Origin of the sequence: Aestuariivirga sp., from assembly GCF_046294715.1 — a bacterium.
In the GTDB taxonomy this organism is placed as follows: Bacteria; Pseudomonadota; Alphaproteobacteria; order Rhizobiales; family Aestuariivirgaceae; genus Aestuariivirga.
On sequence record NZ_JBKBKI010000028.1, the window covers coordinates 17,425 to 36,255 of the forward strand.

Genomic DNA, 18,831 nt, shown 5'->3' on the forward strand with positions numbered 1-18,831 from the left:
GCGCGGGCGCTGGCTCAGCCTGTTCCTCCCGATTCAATCGACCAGGAGAACCACATGAAACTCTATACCCCCGTGGTCATTGGCGTCTCGCTGCTCTGTGGTGCGTCGCTTCCGGCGATGGCCCAGAGCAGCCAGGAGAGCTGCGCGCGCCTCCAGCAGCTCACCGAGCAGAATCGCGAACGCTTCAACAAGGAATGGGTGCGCCAGGCAGAAGACATCGCGAAATCGCGCGACGCGCAGAACTGCCAGCGCTATGCCCAGCAGGCCGAGCAGGCCGCACAGCAGCTCGATCAGCAGCAGGCCTCCGGCGAGACGCAGAAGCAGCAGCAGTCAACCGGCCAGCAGACGAGCCAGTCCAATCAGGCGGGGGCCCAGGGGCAGAGCTCTCAGGCCCAGCAGAATGCACAGGCCGGCAGCGGCCAGATCACGGTGACGCAGCCCCAGCCGGAAGTGACTGTACAGCAGCAGGCCCCCGAGGTGCAGGTCACCCAGCCACAGCCTCAGGTGACGGTGAACCAGCAGCAGCCGCAGATTCTGGTGCGGCAGGCCAAGCCCACCGTGCGCGTGCAGATGCCGCAGCCGGTGATCACCATCGAACAGCCCGAGCCCGAGATCATCGTGCGCATGCCGCCGCCACAGGTGGCGGTTAACACGCCGCAGCCGCAGATCGAGGTCAACCAGCCGCAGCCCCAGGTGCAGGTGAAACAGCCCCAGCCGCAGGTGCAGGTGCAGATGGAGCAGCCGGAAGTCAATGTTCAGGAGAACCAGCAGGCGCAGGTGCGCGTGCAGCGTGAGCAGCCGGTGGTCCAGCTCCAGCAGCAGGGCAAGCCCGAGGTGCAGGTGAGCCAACAGCAGCCGCAGGTGAGCTTCGAGGCCGCGCAGCCGGAAGTCCAGGTCGAGCAGGCGGGCGAACCGAAGGTGCAGTTCAAGCAGACGGGCGAAGCCCGCGTGCGGGTTGAACAGATGGGCCAGCAGCAGGCTGGCGGTCAGCAGCAGGCGCAGTCGGCACAGCAGCAGTCGGAGACGCAGCAGCAGGCACAGCAGCAGGCCACCAACACGCAAGCGGAAGACGACCAGCCCACCGGCAGCACCAGCCGCGCCGGCTTCACAGAGGAGGATCGCAGCCGAATCGGCGTGATCGAGTCGAACCAGGCGGCCGGCAAGATGACCGAGGTCCAGGCCTCGGAACTGATCGGCAAGCCGGTGGTGAACCGCGAGGGCGAGAAGATCGGCACGCTGAAGGCGATCCGCCAGCAGGGCAACCAGCACTTTGCCGTGATCGACCATGGCGGTGCGCTCAGCCTGTCGCAGACGGAATTCGTCGTGCCGGCACAGCGCCTCTCGGTGGGGCAGCAGGGCAGCGTGATGCTGCTCGGCCTTACCCGGCAGGAATTCACCAGCATCATCGGGATGCAGCCGGGTGAGGGCCAGGAGGTGAAGGCGAACCAGCCCGTCCGCATCTCGCAGGTACAGCAGTAATCCGCTGCTCACAGATGGCGAGCCGGCCAGCACCAAGCTGGCCGGCTTTGATTCAGGGTGGCGGCGGATCCGACTTCAGCGGCGCACATGCAGCCTGCACGTACTCGTAACCAGGCATCGTCTCGGGATAGGTATTCTTTCCGAAGTCCCACGCCTCGACGGGAAAGCTTGACATGATCCCTCCATCCCGGCCCGTGCACGTGCCGTTGGCGCCGACGAAGGACGTGAGCATCACGCGGCACTGGCACCTGAGGGGTCTTTCCGGGTCAGGGGGGTCTGCGAGCTCGGTGCAGGGGGCAGCATCGCAGATCGCCCATTGGCGATCGCCCGTGTAGCCCGCCGCAGCAGGATCGCACGGAACCGGAGGCGGCTGCAGCAGGCCGCACCAGCCGCGATAGGAATAGGTGGAGACCCATTCGTAGCGAATGTTTTCCACTTCGTAGTTGCCGGACCTTATCGCCTCGCAGACGGGAGCCTCGTCAACCGCGCAGGGAGTTTCATCCGTGCATCTTTCCATTGTGATGCGCTTCACGCCGTCGTCCTGAATTTCGGACGTTTCCACGATGTGGGTTTCGTTGACGCGCAGGCAGTCGCACTCGGCCTTCGCACCCTTGATCCTGCAGTCCGGTGAAGCGGAGCAGAGCGCATGCCAGCCGGTGCAGACGACGAGGAGCTGTGGTCCGCCGGCAGCAGCGCCGGCCTGTTTCTGGGGCCAGAAACAGCCTGCCAGCGCCGCAAGCACCAGGAGTCCTGCTGAATGAAACCTCATCTGCCCACCTCCGCGAAGCCCCGTCTGCGAGACTGCTCCGCGCAAGCGGCGAAATCAATGTGGCGACCTCAGTAATGCGGCGGCGGCGGCTCCGGCGCCTCGCCCCGCGCCTGGGCTGCCGCTTCGAACTCCTCCCGAAGCTCTCCGAGGCGGCGCTCGAGAGCGTCGATCTTCCGCCACTGGGCGACCACCATTTCGTTCAGGTCGGCGATCACCTTGTCCTGCTCGGCGATCCTGAGCTCGAGCTCGGCGATGCGCATCGCATGATCGGAATCGGGCACCGGGATCACTCCCACTCGATGGTGCCGGGCGGCTTGCTCGTCACGTCGTAGACCACGCGCGAGACTCCCCTCACCTCGTTGATGATGCGGGTGGCGACCCGGGCAAGGAAGGCGTGGTCGAAGGGATAGCTCTCGGCCGTCATGCCGTCGGTCGAGGTCACGGCGCGCAGGCCCAGCACCTGGTCATAGGTGCGGCCGTCTCCCATCACGCCCACGGTACGGACGGGGAGCAGTACGGCGAAGGCCTGCCAGATCGCATCATAGAGCCCGGCCTTGCGGATCTCGTCGAGATAGATGGCATCCGCCTTGCGCAGGATGTCGAGCTTCTCCTGGGTCACGTCATCATGCGGAATGCGGATGGCGAGGCCCGGCCCCGGGAAGGGATGGCGGCCGACGAAATGCTGCGGCAGGCCGAGCTCCTGGCCGAGGAGACGCACCTCGTCCTTGAACAGCTCGCGCAGCGGCTCCACCAGCTTCATGTTCATGCGCTCAGGGAGACCACCCACATTGTGGTGCGACTTGATGGTGACTGAGGGGCCGCCGGTGAAGGAGACGCTCTCGATCACGTCCGGGTAGAGCGTGCCCTGGGCGAGGAAGGACGCGCCGCCGACTTTCTTGGCCTCCGCCTCGAACACGTCGATGAACAGCCTGCCGATCGTCTTGCGCTTCTGCTCGGGGTCGGTGACGCCCGCCAGCGCCTCGAGGAACATCTTCGAGGCGTCGACATGGACGAGCGGGATATTGTAGGCCTCGCGGAAGAGCTTCACCACCTCATCCGCCTCGTTGAGGCGCATGAGGCCATGATCGACGAAGATGCAGGTGAGCTGCTCGCCGATCGCCTCGTGGATGAGCACCGCCGTGACGGCGGAATCGACCCCGCCCGAGAGACCGCAGATCACCCGCTCGAAGCCCACCTGCTTCTTGATGCGGTGGATCATCTCGCTCTTGAAATGCGCCATGGACCAGTCGCCCTTGCAGCCGCAGATCTCGAGCGCGAAGTTGCGCAAGAGCTTCGCCCCGTCCGGCGTGTGGACGACCTCCATGTGGAACTGCGTGGCGTAGAACTGGCGCTGCTCGTCGGCGATCGCCGCGAAGGGCGCGCCCTCGGACGTCGCCACCGCCTTGAACCCGTGCGGAAGTGCCGTCACCCGGTCGCCATGGCTCATCCACACCTGGTGGCGCTCGCCCTTCTCCCACACGCCGTCGAACAGCGCGTTCGGTTCCTTCACCTCGACATAGGCCTTGCCGAATTCGCGGTGGTCCGAGGGCTCCACCTTGCCGCCGAGCTGGGCGCACATGGTCTGCTCGCCATAGCAGATGCCGAGCACGGGAAGGCCGCGGGTGAAGACGCGATCCGGCGCGCGGGGGCTGCCGCCCTCGTGGACGGAGGCCGGCCCTCCGGACAGGATGATGCCCTTGAGCCCCGGCCAGTCCAGCGCCTTCTCGGCCGACTGGAAGGGGACGATTTCCGAATAGACCCCGGCCTCGCGAATGCGCCGGGCGATGAGCTGGGTGACCTGGGAGCCGAAGTCGATGATGAGGATACGGTCTTGCATGGCGGGTCTTTAAGGAGGAAGGCCGCGCTCCGCAAGATGGCTCAGCGCCCGGCCCGGATCTCCTCCCGGCTCTCCCGGAACTCCGCCAGGGATTGCCGGAGGATCTGCTGGGCCGAGTTGAGGAACAGGGCTGCCATGGCAATGGCGACGATCAGATCAGGCCATGGCGAGGCGAAGAGCCAGACGAGACCCGCCGCCCCGATCACCGCCACATTGCCGATCGCGTCGTTCCGCGAGCACAGCCACACCGAGCGCACGTTCGAATCGCCGTCCTTGTAGCGGGCCAGCAGCAGCACGCTGGCGACATTGGCAGCGAGGGCGGCGAGCCCGATACCGCCCATCAGCGGCGCCACCGGCAATCCCAGAACGAAGACCTGGTAGGCCGTATAGCCGGCCACCCACAGGCCCATCAGGAAGAGGCTGATACCCTTCAGGAACGCCGCGGTCGCCCGGGTGCGGAGCGGCATTCCGATGACCGCGAGACTGATCCCGTAGGTGAGGGTGTCGCCCAGGAAATCGAGCGCGTCCGCCTGGAGCGCCATCGACCCGGCAAGGTGGCCGCCGAGCGTCTCCACCACGAACATCGTGGCATTGATCGCGATCACCGCCCACAGGCGGCGGCGGTAATCGGGGGAAAGCCCCTCGAAGCGCGCCGTGCCACAGCCGCAGCCGTCATCGTTGCATTGATCCATGCCCGCGACTATGCGGCGAGGCGAGCGTCAGGACAAGGGCACCTGGCAGAGCAGCTTGACGGTGAGCGCGAGGTGCACGGCCGCGATCACGCGTGCTTCCCCTTCCTCAGGACTGCGATGAAGAAGCCGTCGGTGTCGTGCTGCGCCGGGGTGAGGACGAGGGTCCCGTGCGAACCGTCGGCTGATTTCGGCGCCTCTCCGCCCAGGGTGCGCGCCCATTGGTCCTCGTAAGGGATCAGTTTCATCTCCGGGTGCCGCTTGAGGAAATCCGCCACCTGCTCCGTGTTCTCCTCCGGCAGGACCGAACAGGTGATGTAGAGGATGGTGCCGCCGGGCTTCGCCAATTCGAATCCCTTTTCAAGCACTTGGCGCTGGTCCTTGAGGCGCTGCTCGAACTGCTTGCGGGTGAGCCGCCACTTGGCGTCGGGCTTCCTGCGCCAGGAGCCGGAACCAGAGCACGGTGCGTCGATCACCACGCAGTCGAAGGGCCCCGCCGACTCGAGCCGGCCCTCGTCCTGCGCCGATACGACCTCGCAATTCGTCACCCCCGCCCGTGTCAGCCGCTCGAAGATGGGGCGCAAGCGGAAGCGGTCGAGGTCATGGGCGAGGAGTTTTCCCTCGTTGCGCATGAGCGCCGCCAGCGCCAGCGTCTTGCCCCCCGCCCCGGCACAGAGGTCGGCAACGCTCATGCCCGGCCCGACGCCCGAGAGCAGCGCCGCCACCTGCGAGCCCGCATCCTGCACCTCGAACCAGCCGAGGCCATGGGCTGGCTCGGCCTCCACATTGGCGTTGCGGCTGTCCGGCCCCGGCGCGGGGATGCGCACGGCGAGCGGCGAGATCGGCCCCTCCGCCGCGCCGAAGCGGGAGAGCGCCTCGACGACCTGCCCGCGCGTGGCCTTCAGCGTGTTGACGCGGAGATCGACGGGGGCGCGGCGGGCGAGGGCCGCCGCCTCTTCCGCGGCGCGCGCCCCGAAGGCCTTCTCGTAGGATGGCGCCAGCCAGTCCGGCACATCGCCCGCGACATGCAAGGGAGGCCTTTCGGGCAAGGTGCGCGAGAGGGCCTCGCGTTCAGGCCCCGAGAGGCCGCCCGGGCCGTGCTGCTCCCCCGCCATGGCGGCGATCGCTTCAACAGAAAGCCCCCACACGTCATGGAGCGCGGCGAGCGCCAGGGCGCGCGGGCTGGCCTCGCCCATGCGGAAGGCCAGCGAGTTGCGGCGGCGGAGAACGTCATAGACCAGCGTGCCGATGGCGTGCCGGTCGCTCGACCCGGCGAAGCGATGCGCCTTGCCCCAGTCCTTCAGCGCCTCGGAGGCCGGGCGGTGACGGCCGAAGATCTCGGCCAATATGTCGATCGCCGCCGAAACGCGGCCCGCGAGGCGCATCGTCTATCCGATCACGTAATACCTGAGCCCGAACCACGCCCACATAAGCCCAATCGCCACGAAGCCGAAGAGGAAGACCTGGAAGCGGCGCGTCACCACGTTGCCCCCGGTATGGACGAGGCTGTGCACGATACGGCTCGCGACGAACACCCACGCGAGCACCACGGAGATCGTATCGGCAAGCCCCGTCACCAGGAGCAGCGGCAGGATGGCATAGAAGAGGACGGGCACCTGGAACTGGTTGTCGAAGTTGTTCGACAGCTTGCGCACGTCATCCGGCCAGCGCGAACTGTCGAGCGCGATGTCCTTGACCTTCACCCGGCCCGCGCGCGCCGCCCGGAAGCGGGCGCGGCCGAGGCGCACGCCCAGCACCGTGACCCACCCCACGTGCAGGAAGGCCGCAAGCAGAAGCCACTTGGCCGGATCCATGCGGCTCAGCCCTGGCGCTGGTAGTTCGGTGCCTCGCGGGTGATCATCACGTCATGCACATGGCTCTCGCGCATGCCCGCCGAGGTGATGCGGATGAACTGCACCTTGTCGCGGAGTTCGGCGAGATCGGCCGCACCCACGTAGCCCATGGCGGCGCGCAAGCCGCCGACGAGCTGGTGCAGCACCGCGCCGACCGGACCCTTGTAGGGCACCTGGCCCTCGATCCCCTCAGGCACGAGCTTCAGATTGTCCTTCACCTCCTGCTGGAAGTAGCGATCGGCCGAACCACGCGCCATGGCGCCGACCGAGCCCATTCCGCGATAGGCCTTGTAGCTCCGGCCATTGTAGAGATAGACCTCGCCCGGGCTCTCGTCCGTTCCGGCGAGCAGCGAACCGATCATGGCGACTTCGGCACCGGCGGCGAGCGCCTTGGCGAGATCGCCTGAGAGCTTGATGCCGCCGTCGGCGATCACCGGCACGTCGCGCTTTGCCCCCTCCTCCGCGCAGTCCATGATGGCGGAGAGCTGCGGCACGCCGACACCCGCCACGACGCGCGTCGTGCAGATCGAGCCGGGGCCGATGCCGATCTTCACCGCATCCGCCCCGGCATCGACGAGCGCCCGGACGGCCTCCGGCGTTGCCACGTTGCCCGCCACGATCTGCACCTTGTTGGACAGCGTCTTGATGCGGGTCACCTGCCTGATGACGTTCTCGGAGTGGCCGTGCGCGGTGTCGACCACGATGAGGTCCGCCCCGGCGTCGACCAGCATGGCGGCGCGCTCGAAGCCGGCGTCACCCGTGCCGGTGGCCGCGCCGACCAGCAGTCGCTCGTGCTCGTCCTTCGCGGCAAGCGGATGGTCGGCGGCCTTTTCCATGTCGTTGACGGTGATGAGCCCCACGCACCTGTAGTCGTCGTCGACGACGATCAGCTTCTCGATGCGGTACTTGTGGAGGAGGCGCTTGGCCTCGTCGCGGTCCACCCCTGCCCTGACCGTGACGAGGTTCTCGTTCGTCATCAGGTCCGCCACCTTCATGTTGAGGTCGGTGGCGAAGCGCACGTCGCGGTTGGTGATGATGCCGACCAGCCTGCCGGCGCCGTCCACCACCGGGATGCCGGAGATCTTATGCTTCTCCTTGAGTTTCAGAACGTCGCCCAGCGTGGCTTCGGGGCCGATGGTGATCGGGTTCACCACCATGCCGGATTCGAAGCGCTTGACCTGGCGCACGTGCTCGGCCTGCTCATGGGGCTCGAGGTTCTTGTGGATGATGCCGAGCCCTCCGGCCTGCGCCATGGCGATGGCGAGGCGGGCCTCCGTCACCGTGTCCATGGCGGCGGAAATGATCGGGATCGACAGCCGGAGGGACTTGGTGAGCCTCGTCGCCGTCTTCACCTGGGCCGGCAGCACGGAAGAGGCGCCGGGCTTCATCAGCACGTCGTCGAAGGTGAGATATTCGGGGATCTGGCGGGGCATCTGCCAACCTCTCGGGGAACAGGGACTCGGGTGAGGATTGGCGGCTGTGCTTAACACCCCCGCGAGCAAGGGGGCAAGCGAGGAATTGGCGCGCCTCCCCAGGCACGGAACCGCCGCTGGACCTCACCCGTTTTCACACCACCAACCGATAACTCACGGGCTCACCATGGGAATGCTCTTCCCCTTCTCCCTCCAACATCTGATCGGCCGCATGGCGGTGCCGTTCAGCGGCGACCCCTCGTCCGCAGCGGAGCGGGAGGGCGACTACGAGCTGCTCTGGCAGTGCTATGCGGCCGGCGGCCTGAGCGAGGCCGATCTCGAGCGCGAGATTGCGGCCGATCCCGCCCTCGCGGCCTATCTCAGGGCGCGGAAGGGACGTCCGGCCTGAGCCTTTCTCCGCCGCGGAAGCCCATCGCCAGCACGAAGAGCTCGGCGGAATCGTCGCGGCTCGCCATCGGCTTCACGTGGCGCACGCTGGCGAAATCCTTCTTCATGGTTTTCAGCATCTCGCCCTCCGTGCCGCCACGCAGCACCTTGGCGAGATAGGTGCCGCCGGGCTTCAGCACCTGCCTGGCGAAGTCATACCCAGCCTCCGCCAGCGCCATGATCAGGATGTGGTCGGTCTGGCGGTGGCCGGTTGCGTGCGCCGCCATGTCGGAGAGCACGCAGTCGGCCTTTTCACCGCCCAGCGCCTCGATCAGCAGGGCCGGCGCATCCTCCTCGAGGAAGTCCTTCTTGAAGATGGTGACGGAGGGGATGGGCTCCATGCCGTGCATGTCGATCGCGATGACGCGGCCGCGGCCCTCCTCCGCCTTGACGCGTTTCACCGCCACCTGGCTCCAGCCGCCCGGAGCTGCGCCGAGGTCAACCACGTGGCCGCCGGGCTTGAGGAAGCGGTACTTGTCGTCGATCTCGATCAGCTTGAACGCGGCGCGCGAGCGGTAGCCGAGCCGTTTCGCCTCCTGAACGTAAGGATCGTTCAGCTGGCGTTCCAGCCAGTTCTTCTGCGAGACGGTGCGGCCCTTGCCGGTCTTCACCCGGACCTTGAGGCGGGTTCCCGGCTTCTTGCCGCTGCCCGGGCGGCTCATGCCGCCCTCCCATAGGTTCCGTCTTCCTTCATCAGCAGCGTCAGTATGCCTTCGCGGAGCCCCCTGTCCGCCACGCGGATGCGCTCGGCCGGGAACGCGAGCCTGATCTCCTCGAGGATGGCGCAGCCGGCGAGCACCAGGTCGGCCCGTTCACGCCCGATGCAGGGGTTGGCGGCGCGCTGCTCGTAGCTCAGGTGCAGCAGGCGGTCCGTCACGGCGCCGATGTCGGCGCTCTTCAGCCAGCATCCGTCGACCCGCGAACGGTCATAGCGGGCAAGCCCGAGCTGCACGCCGGCGATGGTCGTCACCGTCCCCGAGGTTCCGAGGAGATGCGAGGGCACGGGCGGCAGGCCGCCATTCGCGTCGGAGACCTTGGCAGCGAATTCCTGCAGCATCGGCCGGAGATGAGCCCGCATGGCCTCGAAGGAATGCGGCGTCACGTCAACCCCGCCGCCGAAGCGTTCCGAGATGGTGACGACGCCGGCGGCGAGCGACGTCCAGGCCACCGTCTCGAAGCGGAGGCCCGAACGGCGCATCCACAGCACCTCGGTGGAACCGCCGCCGATATCGAAGACGAGTGCCGTCTCTGCCTGCCGGTCCACCAGCGGCTCGGCGCCGACGGCGGCAAGCCCGGCTTCCGTCTCGCGGTCGATGATCTCGAGACCGAGGCCGGTCTCCCGGCGCACCAGATCGATGAATTCGGGCCCGTTCGCCGCCATCCGGCAGGCCTCGGTGGCCACCAGCCGCACCCGCTCGACATTGCGCCAGCGAAGCTTGTTGGCACAGACGCGCAGCGCCTCGATGGTGCGGCCCATGGCATCCTCCGAGAGCCGGCCCGTCTGGGCCAGCTTCTCGCCGAGCCTGACGATGCGCGAGAATGCGTCGACCACGGAAAAGCCGTGCTGCGCCGGCGTGGCGATGAGCAGGCGACAATTGTTGGTGCCGAGATCGAGCGCGCCATAGAGGCCGCCCGGCGGCTGCTCGCGCGAGGCCGGAGGCCGATGGGGCGAACGCCCCGCAACCGCCGGCTTGCGCCGTGGCCGGGTCCATCCCGGCCTGTTGGTCGCATCCACGTCCAGAACCTTTCATGGAACGGCCGGCTCTCGACGGGAGACCCGGAGCGGCTTCGGCCATTCCGACAAACATTGCGTTGCCTTGAGTGTAACAGGTTCCACCCGCCCTCACAAAGCAATTATCGGTCCGAAACGGAGGCTGACATTAACCTGACATTGAGACGTGGGGCCTAAAAGGCGCCGGAGGCAGGGGTTTCGTGATGCGTACGTTCGGTCCCAAATGGTTCAAGGAGGGCTCGCTCATCGGCGAATTCTCGGATCACCTGGGCATGGCCGTCAGCCAGCAGAAACAGGCCGTGGCCCTGCAGGCGGCCAAGGTCGACGCCGAGCTCGCCTCCAAGGCCAAGTCGGAATTCATCGCCAACATGAGCCACGAGCTGAGGACGCCCCTCAACGCCATCATCGGCTTCTCCGACATGCTGCACACCGAGACCGTGTCGAGCCCCGAGAAGGTTCATCAGTACACCGGATACATCAAGCAGGCCGCCGAGCACCTCCTCGACCTCATCAACGGCATCCTCGACATTTCAAAGATACAGGCCGGCAAGCTCGCCGTCGAACGTGAGCCCATCGAACTGGGACCGATCCTCGCCTCCTGCCTGCCGATCATCGAGGCGAAGGCGCGCGAGAAGAGCATCGCGGTCGAATGCAGCCTCGCCCCGGGCCTGCCCCCCATCATGGCGGATCCGCTGCGAGTGAAGCAGATCCTCATCAACCTGCTGGGCAATGCCGTGAAGTTCACGCCCGAGAGGGGGCGCGTGCGCGTCGAGGCGCGCGTGTTGCCGGAGGGCCGGCTTCTCGTCGCCGTCGCCGATACCGGCATCGGCATGTCGCCGCCGGAGGTGGAGACGGCACTCCGCCCCTTCGGGCAAGTCGACAGCGGCTTCAACAAGCGCCACGAAGGAACCGGCCTCGGCCTTCCGATCGCCCAGGCGCTGGCGCGGATGCATGGCGGCGATCTTCGAATCGAATCGGAGAAGGGCCGAGGCACCTGCGTGTCGCTCCTTCTTCCTCTCGCCGGCGGCGATAGCGCAAACCCGAACATACACTGAGTTTTCTTCGGCATGGACCGCGCATACACGCAATCCCAACGAGCCCCCGCCGCCCAAGCCCAGCCCTTCGAGCGCGTCGGGCGGATCGTGGCGGTCACCGGTGCTCATGCCATCATCCTCATCGACCCCGAAGCGGCGGGCGAGCGGAACCCCGCGCCGGAAATGGGAACGCTGCTGAAGATCGACACGCCGCGCTCGGTCTCTCTCTGCATGGTCTCCGCCCTCTCCTCGCCCATGCCCTCGACGAACCGCGAGGAACAGGAGCTGCGCATCATCGAGGTCGAGTTTCTCGGCGAGATCCCGCAGGACGAGCATGGCCGGCTGCAGCAGTTCCGCCGCGGCATATCCTGCTACCCCTCGCTGGGAGACGTTGTGTTCCGCGCCACCAGGGACGAGTTGGAGCGCGCCTACGCCTGCGATTCCGACACGGCGATCCGCGTCGGCTACATCACGCAGGATTCCACCATTCCCGCCATGATCAAGATCGACGAGATGCTGGGCAAGCATTTCGCCATCCTCGGCACGACCGGCACCGGCAAGTCCTGCACCGTGGCCCTCATCCTCCGCCGCATCCTGGAGAAGAATCCGCAGGCGCATGTACTGCTGCTCGACGTTCACCGGGAGTATGCCAATGCCTTCAGCGACATGGCCGAGGTCATCAACCCGGAGAACATGAACCTGCCGTTCTGGCTGCTCAATTTCGAGGAGATCGTAGAGATCCTGATCGGCCAACAGGCGAGCCGCGAGGGCGACATCGAGGTGCTGCGCGAGCTCATCCCGCTCGCCAAGCTGCGCTACATGAACAACCAGCGCCGAGACAGGACCGGCCTGCAGCGCTCGCGCGACCCGCAGGATTCCTCCAATGTCGGCGTCGACACGCCCATTCCCTACCGTACCTCGGACCTGATCGCCATTCTCGACGATCACATCGGGAAGCTCGACCTGCGCGGCGAGCTCGCGCCCTACAAGCGCCTGAAATCGCGCATCGAGTCGATCAGCCGCGATCCGCGCTATGCCTTCATGTTCGGCTCGCTCACCGTGCAGGACACCATGTCCCAGGTCCTGGCGCGGCTGTTCCGCATCCCGGTGAACGGCAAGCCGATCGCCATTCTCGAGCTGGGCGGGCTTCCCTCCGAGATCATCAACGTCGTGGTATCGGTGCTGGCGCGGCTCGCCTTCGATTTCGGCGTGTGGAGTGCCGGCCAGATCCCGATCACATTCATCTGCGAGGAAGCCCACCGCTACGTGCCGATCGACAAGACGCTGGGCTTCGAGCCGACGAAGCGGGCGATCTCCCGCATCGCCAAGGAGGGCCGGAAATACGGGGTGTCCCTGTGCATCGTGTCGCAACGACCGGCGGAGCTCGACCCCACCATCCTCTCCCAGTGCAACACCATCTTCTCGATGCGGCTCACCAACGAGCGCGACCAGCAGATCCTGCGCGCCGGCATCTCGGATGCCGCGGGAAGCCTGCTCGAATTCATGCCCACCATGGGAACCGGCGAGGCGATCACCTTCGGGGAGGGCGTGGCGCTCCCCACCCGCATCAAGTTCGACACGCTGCCGGCGCGGCAATGGCCGAGAAGCAATACCGCCTCCTTCACCCGCAGCTGGGCCAGGGAACTGCCCGAGGAAGGCTTCCTGCAGGAGATCGTGCTGCGCTGGCGCGCCCAGAGCCACACACCCGAGGCCCTGAGCTACGACATGCCGGCGGCCGTCGCGGTGGCCCAGAAGATCGCGCAGCCGGCCCAGCCGACGCTGCGGCGCACCGCACAGCAGGGCTCCGGCCCGCCCCCACCGGCCGCCCCGGCGCCGGTCCCCTCCCCGCCCCCGCAGGTTCACCGCGACCAGCAGAAACTCGCCGACCTCATTCGCCAGTTCCGCAGCTGACGCGCCGCCATCAGCAGGATAATCCTCTTGCGCATCCCCTCCCCAGCCGCTATCTACCCGGCACCTCTTGGCCGTTGGGGGATCGTCTAACGGTAGGACCGCGGACTCTGACTCCGCTAGTCTAGGTTCGAATCCTAGTCCCCCAGCCATTTGATAATAGTAGAAAAAACCGAACACATCGGAAGGTTCCGGTTCTAGCGCGTAGGCACCGTGTAGAAGGTCGGCTCCCTAGAGTACAACGCCAGTCATGATCCGGCTCCGGATCATAGAGCACATGTTCTGGACGATTGTCCTCATCTGCGAAGGGTGGCGCGCTCCAACTCTTTTTCTTTTTCATTCCCAACTGCGAGAAGCACGGACTTGGCCGCAATTCCGGGCTGACAGTCTCACTCTTGCAATCATCGTGACGCAAAGCCGTGGACTGGCAGACATCAAGATGGTGCTCGGCTCCCCCGATCTCGATTGGCTGAGATCCCAAATCTGTTCTGCACGACAAGAATGAAAGACATTGCGGAAAGGAGGGCGGCTACCGCGAGCGCGAAGTTGTAATGAGCCGTCACGTCGAACAGGTAGCCGGCGGAGACGGGGCCGGCCAGCCCAGCAAGTCCCCAGGCGGTGAAGACCTTGCCATAGGCGCCGGCGAAACCGTTGGCCCCCCATCTGCGCCGGATGACCGCGGGCACCGCGGAGATCAGCATGCCGTAGCAGAAGCCCGTCACACCGAGCCCCGCAATGATGGGTGCCTCTGCGGTCATGAGCGGAAGGATCGTCAGAACGGCCGCTTGAACTAGAACCGGGAGTGCGAGACTTCGGCTTCCGGACAGCCGCTCTGCCAGCAGGCCTCCGGAATAGCCGCCAACCACGCTCCCGAGCGCCACAACGCCTGCCACGATTCCCGCGTGGGATCCGCCGCCGAGATCACTTGCAATGGCCGGGGCGTGGGCGATGACCATGAGACCGGCGAAGGCACCAAGGAAATAGACAACCCAAAGCACTGACACACCACTAAACCGAGAGTCCGCCGCGGCACGCGCGATGGCGTCAGGCGCGGTGCGGCCCTGTCCTACAAGTGCCGCAGCAGCAAGGCAGGAAACCAGCAGCAGGCAGGACATTGCGAGCAGCAGGCCTGCAACGCCCTTGAAAAAGAGCCATGCTGCGAAAACCTGGGCGAACAGCACAGCACCGAGCCCGTAGGCAGCCGTGGCAAGCCCAATGGCTCTTGCTTCCCGCCTGTGCATCGCCTCCGCCGAGAGACCCAGGGCGCACGCATAGGCTATGCCGTTTGCAAGCCCATACATGATGCCAAAGCCGGTCAGCAGGCCGAGACGGTTTGAGCTCAGGGCCGCTGCGGCAAGGCCAGCGGCCGATATGATGCCGCTGGCCATCAGCCGTGCGCGCGCTGTTGCCACGCTCTCGAGCCGGCCGTTGAGGTAGACCCCGGCGGTGAGCGCCACGATCGCCAGCGAATAGGCCAGGCTGGCGCGGGCGCGCGAGAGCCCCAGCCATTCCTCGATGGGCGCCAGCAGCACGCCATAGGCATGGATCGACCCAAAGGCGAGGCAGAGGAGAAGGGCCGCGGCAAGCCTCTTTGCGTCCATCGGCCGCCGGAGCCTCACGCCATGCCGAGTTCGCGCTTGCGCTTGGAAGCCCAGGCGCCGATCAGGCGGTCGGCGATGATGCCGATGAAGGCGATGCCGAACCCCGCGAGAAGCCCGCGGCCCGTGTCGGCGCCCGGCAGCGCCTTGTAAATTTCCTGGCCGAGATCGCGCGAGCCGATGAGTGCGGTGATCGCCACCATGGCCAGCGCCATCATGATCGTCTGGTTGATGCCCAGCAGGATCTCCGGGAAGGCGATCGGCAGTTCCACCTTGCGCAGGCGCTGCCAGCTCGTGGTGCCGGAGGCGATCGCCGCCTCGAGCGTGGCCGCGGGAACGCGCAGCAGGCCCAGATAGGTGAAGCGAATCGCCGGCACCGAGGCGTAGGCGAGCATGGCAATGATGTTCGAGACGTCGCTCGTCTGGAACAGCATGATGACCGGGATGAGGTAGATGAAGCTCGGGAAGGTCTGCAGCGTGTCGCACACGGCGTTGATCACGGCCGCGGCCCGGGGGCTGCGCGCCGCCCAGATGCCGGTCGGAATGCCGATCAACACGCAGAGAACGGTGGCGCCCGTCACCAGGTAGATCGTCAGCATCAGCGGCACCCAGAACCCCGTGAGCATCATGAAGCCGAGGAGGCAGACGGGTAGCAGCGCCATGCGCCAGCCGCCGAAGTGATGCCCGACTGCCGCGAGCACGCCCAGCATCACCGGCCAGGGAAGCCAGAGATAGAAGTCGCGGAGGGGCAGCAGCAGCCAGATCGTGATCGCATCGCGCACCGGCTTGATGTAGGGAAACAGCGTCTTGGAGATCCAGCGCACCGCCTCGTTGATGGGGGCGCCATAGGAAAGCGTCAGCTCCTTCGGCAGCACTCCGAGCGCGGGGATAAGCGCCGCTGCCAGACCCGATACCGCGGCGAGCAGCAGGAACAGCGCCAGGTGCGGGTGGCGGGCCGCCCATCCGGCGCCCTTCTTTCCATGCTGCGGCGGCCTGCGGATATAGGCTTGCGTAATGCGGTCGAGCACGATGGCGATGAGAGTGATGGCGATACCCTGTTCCACCGCCTTGCCGATCTGCAGCTGCTGCAGCGAGAACAGCAGCTTCTGCCCCAGCCCCGATGCGCCGACCAGCGAGGCGATCACCGCCATGGCGAGGGTCTGCATCACCACCTGGTTGAGGCCGAGCATCAGCGTCTTCTCGGCGGCCGGGATCTCGACCTTCCACAGGAGCTGCCGCGGCGTGCAGCCCGCCATGCGTCCGGCTTCGAGAATGTCCTGCGGCACGGTGCGCAGGCCCAGTATGGTGCAGCGGGCCATGGGCGGCAGGGCGAAACCGAAGGTCGCCAGCATGGCCGGAACCTGCCCGAAGCCGAACAGGATGACGACCGGACCGAGATAGGCCATGTGAGGAGTGGCCTGCATCACGTCGAAAACGGCGTTGAGCACGCGCTCCACCCGCGCGTTCCGTGTCGCCCAGATGCCGAGTCCGAGCCCCAGCCCCGCCGCCAGCGGAACCGTGACGACGACGATGGCGAGGGTCTGCATCGCATCCTGCCACAGGCCGAAGATAGCGAGGTAGAAGGCTGAGACGCCGCAGAACAGGGCAAGCCTCCTTCCCCCCGCCCAATGCGCGAGAATGGCCGTTCCGCCGACGATCGCCACCCATGGAAGCGGGGGCAGTCCCGCCGCCGGCATGCCCCGGAACAGCACGGCCTCGGCGAACCACAGCGGCCAGGACAGGAGCCAGGAGATGGCGCGCGTCACCGGCTTCGCGAAGACAGAGAACCAGGCGAAGGCCTCGGTGACCCAAGCGCGCGCCGGCACCACCCATTCCTCCGGCCAGCTCGCGAAGGGTGGAAACAGCCACGCCGCGGCCACCCCGAGCAGGATGACCAATGCGACGGCGAAGGCCAAGGGAACGCGCGGCGTTTCCGCGGCGGGGCGCGCCACCGTGAAGGCCTGGCCGGCATTCATCATGAGTGCCCGTCCGGATAGAGCGCGCGGATCATGGCATGCCGGTCGATGGCGCCGATCGAGCGGCCTTCATCGTCCACCACCGCGATCGGCCTCTCGGAGGCGAGCACGATTGCCGCCGCCTCGCCGATTTTCGTGGAGGCGAGAATGTTGACGCCGTTCAGCGGTGCCGGCTCGCGCGACGCGATGGAGCCCACTGTCAGCACCTTCTCGCGCGGTGCATTGCGCGTGAACTCGCGCACATAGTCGTCGGCTGGCGAGGAAACCATGACCTCTGGCGTGGCGAGCTGCACGAGCCTCCCGTCCTTCATGATGCCGATCCTGTCGCCGAGCCGGATTGCCTCGTCGAAATCATGGGTGATGAACACGATGGTCTTGCGCAGCAGCTTCTGCAGGCGCAGGAACTCATCCTGCATTTCGCGGCGGATCAGCGGATCCAGCGCCGAGAAGGGTTCGTCGAGGAACCAGACGTCGGGGCCGACCGCGAGCGAGCGCGCGATGCCGACGCGCTGCTGCTGGCCGCCTGAAAGCTCGCGCGGAAAGTAATCCTCGCGGCCCTCGAGGCCGACGAGCCGGATCATCTCCCGGGCGCGGGCTTCGCGCTCCTCGCGCGCCGCCCCCCTCACCTCGAGCGGGAAGGCCACGTTCGAAAGCACGGTTCGGTGCGGCAGCAGACCGAAGTGCTGAAACACCATCCCCATCCTGTGGCGGCGGATTTCGATCAGCTCGGCCGGCGTTGCCTTGAGAAGGTCCTTGCCCTCGAACAGGATCTCGCCCGCCGTGGGGTCGTTGAGCCTTGTTATGGCACGGATGAGCGTCGACTTGCCGGAGCCCGAGAGCCCCATGATGATGAGGATTTCGCCTGGATGGACGTCGAAGGAGACATCGCGCACCGCGCCGATGTGCTGGCCTGCCGCGAAGTCGGCGGAAGTGGGCGTGTTCCCGTGCCGTGCGAGGAAACCCGCCGGGTCGGGCCCGAAGATCTTCCACAGATGCCGGCAGGAGATCATGGGTTGTTCGGTCATACTGTGCGGTCCGCGGCAAGGCGGAGAGGGCGCGAGGGTGCTCACCCCCGCGCCCGCTTCCGCTGTCAGGAAAGGTTTACTGCACCCAGGACTTGACGGAATCCTGGTTCGTCTCGATCCACTTCTTTGCGGCGTCTTCCGGCGTCATGCCGTCCACGTCGACGAGAGCCGCGGCGGCGGCGATCTGCGGGTTCGTGAAGTTGACCTTCTTGAGTATGCCGGCGGCCTTCGGCCACTTCTCCTCGAGCTGCTTCGAGCCGACCTTCTTCAGGTAGCCGCTCGCGGGCGCGCCGCAGTCATAGAGGGCGTCGGGGTTCTGCCCCCATTTCGGATCGCTGAGGCAGGCAGGCTCGTAGGTCGGAAACTCGACGAACTGGCCCTCGAACTTCGCCTCGATGAAGTTGGGCGTCCAGTTGAAGAGCACGATCGGCTCCTTGCGGTCGTAGGCGGCCTGCAGCTCCGCCCACAGCGTCGCTGCCTGCCCCACGGGCACTTCCTGGAAGTTCATGCCGAGGGCCTGGATGCGCTCCGAATAGTGCTTACCCCAGTCGGCGGGCGGGCCCACGAAGCGGCCCTTGGAGCCGGTCTCGGCGGTCGCCAGCTTGGCGGCGCAGGCGTCGAGCGCCTTCCAGTCCGGCAGGCCCGGGCACATCTCGTTCATGTAGGCGGGATACCACCAGTCCTCCCGGGTGACCGCAGCGTGAGCCCCGTAATCCACGGCTCCGCCCGCGAGTGACTTCTCGAAGGATTCGGCCATCGAGCCTTCCCACACCTCGACCTGGAAATCCATATCGCCCGAGGCAATGGCGGTGAACTGCAACTGCGTGTCCGATGGCTTGTATTCAACGTTGAGCCCCTGCGCCTGCAGCACCTGGCCGATGACGTTGGAGAGCACCACCTGGCTCGTCCAGTTGTTGGTCACGATCTTGATAGGGTCGGCGGAGTCCTCTGCCATCGCGCCGCCCGTGCCCGCGATAAGGCCCAGGGCCCCAAGGAATGCGACAGTCCTCACCGTGTTCATGCGTCCCTCCTTTATGGTTCGGCGACAGAGTCCTGCTGGCCGCCTGCTGCG

The 18,831-nt window shown here is 66.4% G+C and carries 17 protein-coding genes and 1 tRNA gene; 5 read left to right on the forward strand and 13 right to left on the reverse strand.

Annotated features, from left to right (window positions below; genetic code table 11):
* The first annotated feature begins 54 nt into the window (after window positions 1-54).
* Window positions 55-1,479, forward strand: coding sequence for a PRC-barrel domain-containing protein (locus tag ACK4HL_RS15920; protein WP_409762109.1), 1,425 nt, complete (start codon window positions 55-57; stop codon window positions 1,477-1,479).
* A gap of 52 nt (window positions 1,480-1,531) precedes the next feature.
* Here the strand turns inward: ACK4HL_RS15920 and ACK4HL_RS15925 are convergent, their stop codons facing one another.
* The 7 genes from ACK4HL_RS15925 to guaB form a co-directional block, all read right to left on the reverse strand.
* Window positions 1,532-2,248 (reverse strand): hypothetical protein, encoded by a 717-nt coding sequence (locus ACK4HL_RS15925; RefSeq protein ID WP_409762112.1) that lies wholly within the window; start codon window positions 2,246-2,248, stop codon window positions 1,532-1,534.
* 68 nt (window positions 2,249-2,316) lie between these two features.
* Window positions 2,317-2,529: a SlyX family protein gene (locus ACK4HL_RS15930; protein WP_409762116.1), complete on the reverse strand. Its 213-nt coding sequence runs from the start codon at window positions 2,527-2,529 to the stop codon at window positions 2,317-2,319.
* Window positions 2,530-2,534: 5 nt separating this feature from the next.
* Window positions 2,535-4,085, reverse strand: coding sequence for a glutamine-hydrolyzing GMP synthase (gene guaA / locus ACK4HL_RS15935; RefSeq protein WP_409762119.1), 1,551 nt, complete (start codon window positions 4,083-4,085; stop codon window positions 2,535-2,537).
* Between the two features lie 41 nt (window positions 4,086-4,126).
* The gene (locus ACK4HL_RS15940) at window positions 4,127-4,777 is read right to left on the reverse strand and encodes a cation transporter (RefSeq protein ID WP_409762122.1); all 651 of its coding nucleotides are present in this window, start codon (window positions 4,775-4,777) and stop codon (window positions 4,127-4,129) included.
* 86 nt (window positions 4,778-4,863) lie between these two features.
* Entirely contained in the window at window positions 4,864-6,159 is a 1,296-nt protein-coding gene (locus ACK4HL_RS15945; RefSeq protein ID WP_409762125.1) for an RsmB/NOP family class I SAM-dependent RNA methyltransferase, read from the reverse strand.
* Window positions 6,160-6,162: 3 nt separating this feature from the next.
* Entirely contained in the window at window positions 6,163-6,588 is a 426-nt protein-coding gene (locus ACK4HL_RS15950; protein ID WP_409762128.1) for an MAPEG family protein, read from the reverse strand.
* Window positions 6,589-6,593: 5 nt separating this feature from the next.
* A complete protein-coding gene (gene guaB, locus ACK4HL_RS15955; protein WP_409762131.1) occupies window positions 6,594-8,060 on the reverse strand; it encodes an IMP dehydrogenase in 1,467 nt (488 codons plus the stop codon).
* Between the two features lie 166 nt (window positions 8,061-8,226).
* Between guaB and ACK4HL_RS15960 the strand changes: the two genes are divergently transcribed.
* Window positions 8,227-8,448, forward strand: a complete 222-nt coding sequence (locus tag ACK4HL_RS15960; protein WP_409762134.1) for a hypothetical protein — start codon at window positions 8,227-8,229, stop codon at window positions 8,446-8,448.
* Here the strand turns inward: ACK4HL_RS15960 and ACK4HL_RS15965 are convergent.
* Window positions 8,420-9,148, reverse strand: coding sequence for an RlmE family RNA methyltransferase (locus tag ACK4HL_RS15965; protein WP_409762137.1), 729 nt, complete (start codon window positions 9,146-9,148; stop codon window positions 8,420-8,422). The genes ACK4HL_RS15960 and ACK4HL_RS15965 overlap by 29 nt on opposite strands.
* Window positions 9,145-10,221, reverse strand: a complete 1,077-nt coding sequence (locus ACK4HL_RS15970) for a Ppx/GppA phosphatase family protein (RefSeq protein WP_409762140.1) — start codon at window positions 10,219-10,221, stop codon at window positions 9,145-9,147. Before ACK4HL_RS15970 ends, ACK4HL_RS15965 begins: the two co-directional genes overlap by 4 nt.
* 200 nt (window positions 10,222-10,421) lie before the next feature.
* Here ACK4HL_RS15970 and ACK4HL_RS15975 point away from each other — a divergent pair, with 200 nt between their 5' ends.
* The 3 genes from ACK4HL_RS15975 (at window position 10,422) to ACK4HL_RS15985 (ending at window position 13,312) form a co-directional block, all read left to right on the forward strand.
* Window positions 10,422-11,273: a sensor histidine kinase gene (locus tag ACK4HL_RS15975; RefSeq protein WP_409762143.1), complete on the forward strand. Its 852-nt coding sequence runs from the start codon at window positions 10,422-10,424 to the stop codon at window positions 11,271-11,273.
* Window positions 11,274-11,285: 12 nt separating this feature from the next.
* Complete coding sequence (locus ACK4HL_RS15980) at window positions 11,286-13,163, forward strand: ATP-binding protein (protein WP_409762146.1); 1,878 nt, start codon at window positions 11,286-11,288, stop codon at window positions 13,161-13,163.
* Window positions 13,164-13,238: 75 nt separating this feature from the next.
* Window positions 13,239-13,312 (forward strand) — tRNA-Gln (locus ACK4HL_RS15985).
* Window positions 13,313-13,594: 282 nt separating this feature from the next.
* Here the strand turns inward: ACK4HL_RS15985 and ACK4HL_RS15990 are convergent.
* The 4 genes from ACK4HL_RS15990 to ACK4HL_RS16005 all read right to left on the reverse strand — a co-directional run bounded on the left by ACK4HL_RS15990 (window position 13,595) and on the right by ACK4HL_RS16005 (window position 18,780).
* Complete coding sequence (locus ACK4HL_RS15990) at window positions 13,595-14,761, reverse strand: MFS transporter (protein ID WP_409762149.1); 1,167 nt, start codon at window positions 14,759-14,761, stop codon at window positions 13,595-13,597.
* A 14-nt stretch (window positions 14,762-14,775) separates the two neighbouring features.
* The gene (locus ACK4HL_RS15995; RefSeq protein ID WP_409762152.1) at window positions 14,776-16,737 is read right to left on the reverse strand and encodes an ABC transporter permease; all 1,962 of its coding nucleotides are present in this window, start codon (window positions 16,735-16,737) and stop codon (window positions 14,776-14,778) included.
* Window positions 16,734-17,759 carry a glycine betaine/L-proline ABC transporter ATP-binding protein gene (locus tag ACK4HL_RS16000; RefSeq protein ID WP_409762155.1) on the reverse strand — a complete coding sequence of 342 codons (1,026 nt, stop codon included), beginning with the start codon at window positions 17,757-17,759 and terminating at the stop codon, window positions 16,734-16,736. The genes ACK4HL_RS15995 and ACK4HL_RS16000 overlap by 4 nt, the downstream gene beginning before the upstream one ends.
* Before the next feature lie 76 nt (window positions 17,760-17,835).
* On the reverse strand, window positions 17,836-18,780 hold the full coding sequence (locus ACK4HL_RS16005) for an ABC transporter substrate-binding protein (protein ID WP_409762158.1): 945 nt from the start codon (window positions 18,778-18,780) through the stop codon (window positions 17,836-17,838).
* Window positions 18,781-18,831: the final 51 nt, after the last annotated feature.